Below are 5684 nucleotides of genomic sequence, written 5' to 3' on the forward strand. Positions count from 1 at the left end.
ATCATCTGGCTGACATAGCGCGGCGGCGCCAGCTTGGTCACTGCGGACAGGCCGATCGGCGACAGGCACAGCTCGCCGAAGGTGTGCAGCAGATAGGTCAGCAGCAGCCATACCGGCAGCACCTTGGTGCCTTCCGCACCGGTCACCACCAGATGCGCGGCGTAGGCGATGACGATGAAGCCGAGGCCCATCTGGATCAGGCCCAGCGCGAACTTCGCCGGGATCGACGGCTCCAGATTGCGTTTGCCCAGCTGCACCCAGAGTGCGGCGAACACCGGCGAGAACGCGACCACGAACAGCGGATTCAGCGACTGATACCAGCTGGCCGGATGCTGGCCGTCGGCGAAGAAACTGCCAAAGGCCGAGCGATCGGTGAAATCACGCGCGAACAGGTTGAAGGTCGAGCCGGCCAGTTCGAAGCCCATGAAGAAGGTTGCGGCACCCAAGAACAGCACCAGGATCACCGCGACGCGCTTCGCTTCATCGGACGTCAGCTTGCCGAACAGGAACACGTAGCCGAAGAAGAACGCGGCAATCAGCACGATCGCCACGCCGACTTTCTGGGCGATGGCGACCGGCTCCAGATCGAAAGCGCCGAGCGTGGCGGCGGCGATGAAGGCGGCGAACAGCGCGACGCCAATGGCCAAGCCAGTCCAGGCCTTCTTGCGCTCCTCCGGCGTTTTCGCGCTGGCATCGTTGGCGGTGGCCGGCAAGGTGCTGCGCATCAGATGAAACTGCACGAGGCCGGCAAGCATCAGCAGTCCTGCTCCGGCGAAGCCCACCTGCCAGGAGATCTTTTCGCCGATGGTGCCGACCAGCAGCGGCGCCGCAACCGCGCCGAGGTTGATGCCCATGTAGAAGATCGAAAAGCCGGCGTCGCGCTTGGAACTCGGCATATCGTCATACAACTTGCCGACCATGGCGCTGATGTTGGGTTTCAGCAGGCCCACGCCGAGCACGATCACCACCAGGCCGAGGAAGAACAGCGTGCGATCGCCGATCGCCAGCATGAAATTACCTGCCGCAATCAGCAGGCCGCCGGCGATCACCGCATTGCGCTGGCCGGTCAGGCGATCGGCGATCCAGCCGCCGGGCAGCGCGAACAGATAGACGCAGGACAGATACAGCCCGTAGATCGCGTTCGCTTCGCCTTCGGTCAAGCCAAGGCCGGGATTGTTGCCGCCGACCACCGCGGCAGTCATGAACAGCACCAGCAGGCTGCGCATGCCGTAAAACGTGAAGCGCTCCCACATCTCGGTGAAGAACAGGGTCGCGAGGCCGCGCGGATGACCGAGAAACGTCGGGCTGGACATGGACGGAGGGGAAGTGAGGATCGATCGGACTATGGCGGCGCGTTTGTCGCCGGGTCAATCATGCAATGCAATAAGCGCGCACAAGCGGTTTGCAGCCGAGGCGATGGGGCGCTTTCTGCCCACACTTCTATAATCGTGAAAAGACGTCGGCTCCTGTCAGAGCCGCTACCCGCTCTCGGAACCGAATTCGCTCACGTGATCCACGACTGCCCTGTGCCCGCTGCCCGCCGTGGAGTGCCGCGTTGAACGCCGCACTGATCGCGTTCAGCTATCTGATTGCGCGCTGGTTGTCGAAGCCGCTCATCCATCTGATGAAGTACCGCGTGGCCCCGGAAGCGATGCCGGGCTCGCTGGGTCTCGATCCGGCCAAGCCGGTGGTCTATGTGCTGCCGCAGCGCAGCTGGATCGATCTGTTCGCGTTGCAGCGCATCTGCACCGAGCTCGGCCTGCCGCTGCCGGCACGGATCAGCCATTCGTTGCCGACCCCGGAGCGCGCCGGTCTGGTCTATCTGCCGGCGCTGCTGGAAACCTTTGCCCGCAATCGTGCGGGTGACAGCGAGCTGGCGCGGATGATGGCGGTTGCCGCCGATCGTGCCGATTACGACATCCAGATCGTGCCGGTATCGATCTTCTGGGGACGCGATCCGGGCCAGGAAACCTCGCTGTTCAAGCTGATCTTTGCCGACAGCGTGCAGGCCGGGCGCTTGCGCAAGATCCTGATCGGTGCCGCCAACGGCCGTAACGTGCTGGCCAATTTCGGCAAGCCGCTTGGCTATCGCGAATTCCTGATCAACGCCGGCGCCGGCGCGGGCCATAACAGCGAGCAGGTCGTGCAGAAGCTGGCTCGTGCGCTGCCGCGTGCGCTGCATTTCCATTTTCTGCGCGCGCGCACCGCCGCACTCGGCCCGACCCTGCTGCGCCGTGGTGTCGTGCTCAAGGGCGTGCTCGAATCCGAAGGCGTGCGGGCCGCGATCATTGCCCGCGCCCGTGGTGACAACAGCTCGCTGGAGAAAGCCTCGATCCACGCCCGCAAGTGCGCCGAGGAAGTGGCGGCCGATTATTCGGCGGCGACGATCCGGGTCATGGAGCGGGTGCTGACGGCAATCTGGAATCGCGTCTTCAAGGGCGTGGAAGTGCAGGGCCTGGAGCGGGTGCGGGCGCTCGCGCAGTCGCACGAAATCGTCTTCATGCCCTCGCATCGCAGCCATGCCGATTACCTGCTGCTGTCCTACGTGCTGTACACCGCCGGCCTGGTGCCGCCGCATATCGCGGCCGGCATCAATCTGAACTTCTGGCCGATCGGCGGCCTGCTGCGCAAGTGCGGCGCGTTCTACATGCGGCGCAAGTTTTCCGGCGATCCGGTCTACACGGCGGTGTTCCGCGCCTATGTCGATTCGCTGATTCGTCGCGGTTACTCGATCGAATTCTTCCCCGAAGGTGGACGCTCGCGGACTGGCCGGCTGCTGCCGCCGAAGACCGGGCTGCTGGCGATGGTTGCCGAATCCGGCCTGCGCTCGAAATCGCGCAAGGTGGCGCTGGTGCCGGTGTTCCTCGGCTACGACAAGGTGTTCGAAGTCGGCAGCTTCTTCAAGGAACTGAAGAGCGGCCAGAAGCAGCGCGAATCGGCCGAAGGCCTGCTGAAAGCGACCAAGATTCTCGGCAAGAGCTACGGCCGCGCCTATGTGAATTTCGGCGAGCCGACCATCCTGCAGGACCACGCCGACGCCAACCTGCCGGGCTGGCGCGAAGCAATGGCGGCCGATCCGAACACTCGTCCGGACGGCTTCTCGAAATGGGTGCGCGGCCTGGCTTTCGAGCACATGCGGCGCATTCAGGCGGCGTCGATCGCCAGCCCGGTCGGCCTGGTTGCCTGCGCGCTGCTGGCCTCGCCACGGCGTGCCGCCACCGAGGATGAACTGGTCGATCAGATCGCCCATTTCATCGATCTGCTCAAGCCCTGGCCGGGTGGCGCCGAGCTGATGCTGCCGAACGCCGATCCGAAATCGATCCTCGCCTGGGCGGCGCCGATTGCGCGGATTCAGAGAGTCGAACATCCCTGGGGAGACGTGCTGCTCGCGGTCGGCCGCGATGGCGTGCTGATGACCTACAACCGCAACAACATCCAGCATCTGTTCGCGGTGCCGGCGCTGATCGCGGCGTTCTTCCGTACGCGCGGCATCTTGAGCGAAGAACTGGTGCTGACCGGCTGCCGCGCGCTGTATCCGTTCCTGCGCAACGAGTTTCTGTTGCCCTGGCCGGTGTCCGACTGCGAGCCGGTGGCCCGTAATTACCTGGAGCGGATGCTCGCTACCGGCCTGCTGCTGCGCGATGCCGATGGCCGCCTGCGCCGACCGGAAGTCGGCGACCCGGCCTATTCCGGCTTTGCAGCACTCGGCCGGGTGCTCGGCGAAACACTGGAACGCCAGGCGATGGCGGTGCTGCTGCTGACCGAAGAAAAGAAGCGCGGCGGCCCGGTGCGGCGCGAGCAGTTCGAAAGCGACTGCCGCCTGCTGGCGGAACGCATGGCGGTGCTGACCGGTCGTGAGGCGCCGGAGTTTTTCGATAAAGGCTTGTTCGCCGCCTACCTCGATACCTTGATCGAAGTCGGCGTGGTTACCACCGGCGCCGGCGGCGTATTGATCCTCGATGCCCGCTGCGATCGCATCGCCGAGCGTTCGGTGGAACTGCTCAGCGATGAAACCCGGCAGACCCTGCTGCAACTTCTGGCCCGCCGCCGTGGTCCGAGCAACGCGGAACCGCCATCGAGCGAGCCCGCCGGAGGCGCTGATGCAAGCCCCGGCAGGCCCGCCGAAGCGGTCATGACTGAAACAGACTCCGGGCTATAATCCGGCCGCATTGCAGGCGTTGAATGCTGTAAAGCGCCCATATGGGCTCTCCAAAACCTCTTTCCTGACAGGATTTAACTCATGTTCAAGCATTCCCGTGCGCTGACGCTGATTGCCAGTGCCGCGTTCATCGTTGCCTGCTCGAAGCCGGCCACCGACGGCGCTGCTGCCCCGGCCGCCGCCGGCGATGCCGACCTCTCGACCGATGCCCAGAAGTTCGGCTACTCGATCGGTGTCGATCTCGGTCGTTCGCTGGCCACCGTCAAGGACGAAGTGGATATCGCCTCGCTGAAGAAGGGCCTCGACGAAGTGTCCGGCGGCAAGGAGCCGCGCATGGACGACAAGGCTCGCGAAGAGATCAAGAATTCGGTTTCCAAGAAGATCCAGGAAAAGCAGGTTGCCGAGCGCGCCAAGGCTGCTGAAGAAGCGACCGGCAAGGGCGCTGCGTTCCTCGCCGAGAACGGCAAGAAGGAAGGCGTCAAGACCACCGCTTCGGGCCTGCAGTATGAAACGCTGACCGAAGGCACCGGCGCCGCGCCGACCGCCTCGGACAAGGTTGAAGTCAACTACAAGGGCACGCTGCTGAACGGCGAAACCTTCGACAGCTCGTACGACCGTGGCCAGTCGGTGACCTTCCCGCTCGCCAACGTGATTCCGGGCTGGACCGAAGGCCTGCAGCTGATGAAGGTCGGCGGCAAGTCGAAGTTCTACATTCCGGCCGCGCTGGCCTACGGTGATCGCGGCGCCGGCGGCAAGATCGGCCCGAACGAGACGCTGATCTTCGAAGTCGAGCTGCTCAAGGTCGAAAAGGGCGATGCCCCGGCCGCCGAAGCGCCGAAGCCGAAGAAGTAATTCTTCGAAGCTGCTGCAGAAAAGCCCGGCATTGCCGGGCTTTTTTGTGGGCGCCAGGCTCAGGCACGGTTACTGCGCTTGAAAACCGGGCATCCGCCGGAATCTTTGCAGAGCCGGCAAACAGGAGGGATTTTCGACCATGAACGACAGCACGCGCCTGTGGCGCTCCGACGAGCACAAGATGATTGCCGGTGTCTGCGGCGGCATCGCCGATTTCCTCGGCTGGACGCCAACTTCGGTGCGCGTGCTGTACGTACTGATCTCGGTCTGCTCGGTGGCGTTCCCCGGAATCTTTGCCTACCTGATCCTGTGGTTCGTGATGCCGCGGCAGCTGAACGTCGGCCGAGGTTCTCCACAGACGGGAGCCAGCGGTTCCGGCCATTCCGGCTGAGCACACGGCTTCAGGTGCAGTTGGCGGCTTCGACGTCGCGCGCCTGGTCCAGTTCAGTCTTGAAGTCTTCGTCGGTATAACGTGCCGGCTGGCCATCCGGCCCGGTCTTGAACAGACGCCGCGCGGTTTTCTCTTCCAGGAAGTTGATGCGCTCGCGCGCCTTGGCGCAGCGCTCCAGGGTTTCGGCCTTGAGTTTCAGGCCGGCGTCGCGCGTTTTCGGCCCGCCGCCCAAGGTCGAATCGGTTTTCTTCGTGTTGCTGCTGCTGGGGGCTGGCGCCGGAT

The 5684-nt window shown here is 64.2% G+C and carries 5 protein-coding genes; 3 read left to right on the plus strand and 2 right to left on the minus strand.

What is annotated here, in order from left to right:
* On the minus strand, positions 1–1313 hold a 1313-nt coding region (locus QZY06_RS07315; protein ID WP_295682239.1), incomplete at its 3' end, for a peptide MFS transporter.
* Between the two features lie 242 nt (positions 1314–1555).
* Between QZY06_RS07315 and plsB the strand changes: the two genes are divergently transcribed.
* The 3 genes from plsB (at position 1556) to QZY06_RS07330 (ending at position 5402) form a co-directional block, all read left to right on the plus strand.
* The gene (gene plsB, locus QZY06_RS07320; protein ID WP_295682241.1) at positions 1556–4159 is read left to right on the plus strand and encodes a glycerol-3-phosphate 1-O-acyltransferase PlsB; all 2604 of its coding nucleotides are present in this window, start codon (positions 1556–1558) and stop codon (positions 4157–4159) included.
* Between the two features lie 81 nt (positions 4160–4240).
* Positions 4241–5011, plus strand: coding sequence for an FKBP-type peptidyl-prolyl cis-trans isomerase (locus QZY06_RS07325; RefSeq protein ID WP_295682245.1), 771 nt, complete (start codon positions 4241–4243; stop codon positions 5009–5011).
* Positions 5012–5150: 139 nt separating this feature from the next.
* Positions 5151–5402, plus strand: coding sequence for a PspC domain-containing protein (locus QZY06_RS07330; RefSeq protein ID WP_295682248.1), 252 nt, complete (start codon positions 5151–5153; stop codon positions 5400–5402).
* Between the two features lie 10 nt (positions 5403–5412).
* Here the strand turns inward: QZY06_RS07330 and QZY06_RS07335 are convergent.
* A partial coding sequence (locus tag QZY06_RS07335; RefSeq protein WP_295682250.1) for a hypothetical protein occupies positions 5413–5684 on the minus strand: 272 nt, incomplete at its 5' end.

Origin of the sequence: uncultured Nevskia sp. (assembly GCF_903885465.1) — a bacterium.
In the GTDB taxonomy this organism is placed as follows: Bacteria; Pseudomonadota; Gammaproteobacteria; order Nevskiales; family Nevskiaceae; genus Nevskia.

Coding starts and splice junctions, on each gene's coding strand:
- QZY06_RS07325 (WP_295682245.1), top strand. CDS start 4,241: ATGTTCAAGCATTCCCGTGCGCTGACGCTGATTGCCAGTGCCGCGTTC.
- QZY06_RS07330 (WP_295682248.1), top strand. CDS start 5,151: ATGAACGACAGCACGCGCCTGTGGCGCTCCGACGAGCACAAGATGATT.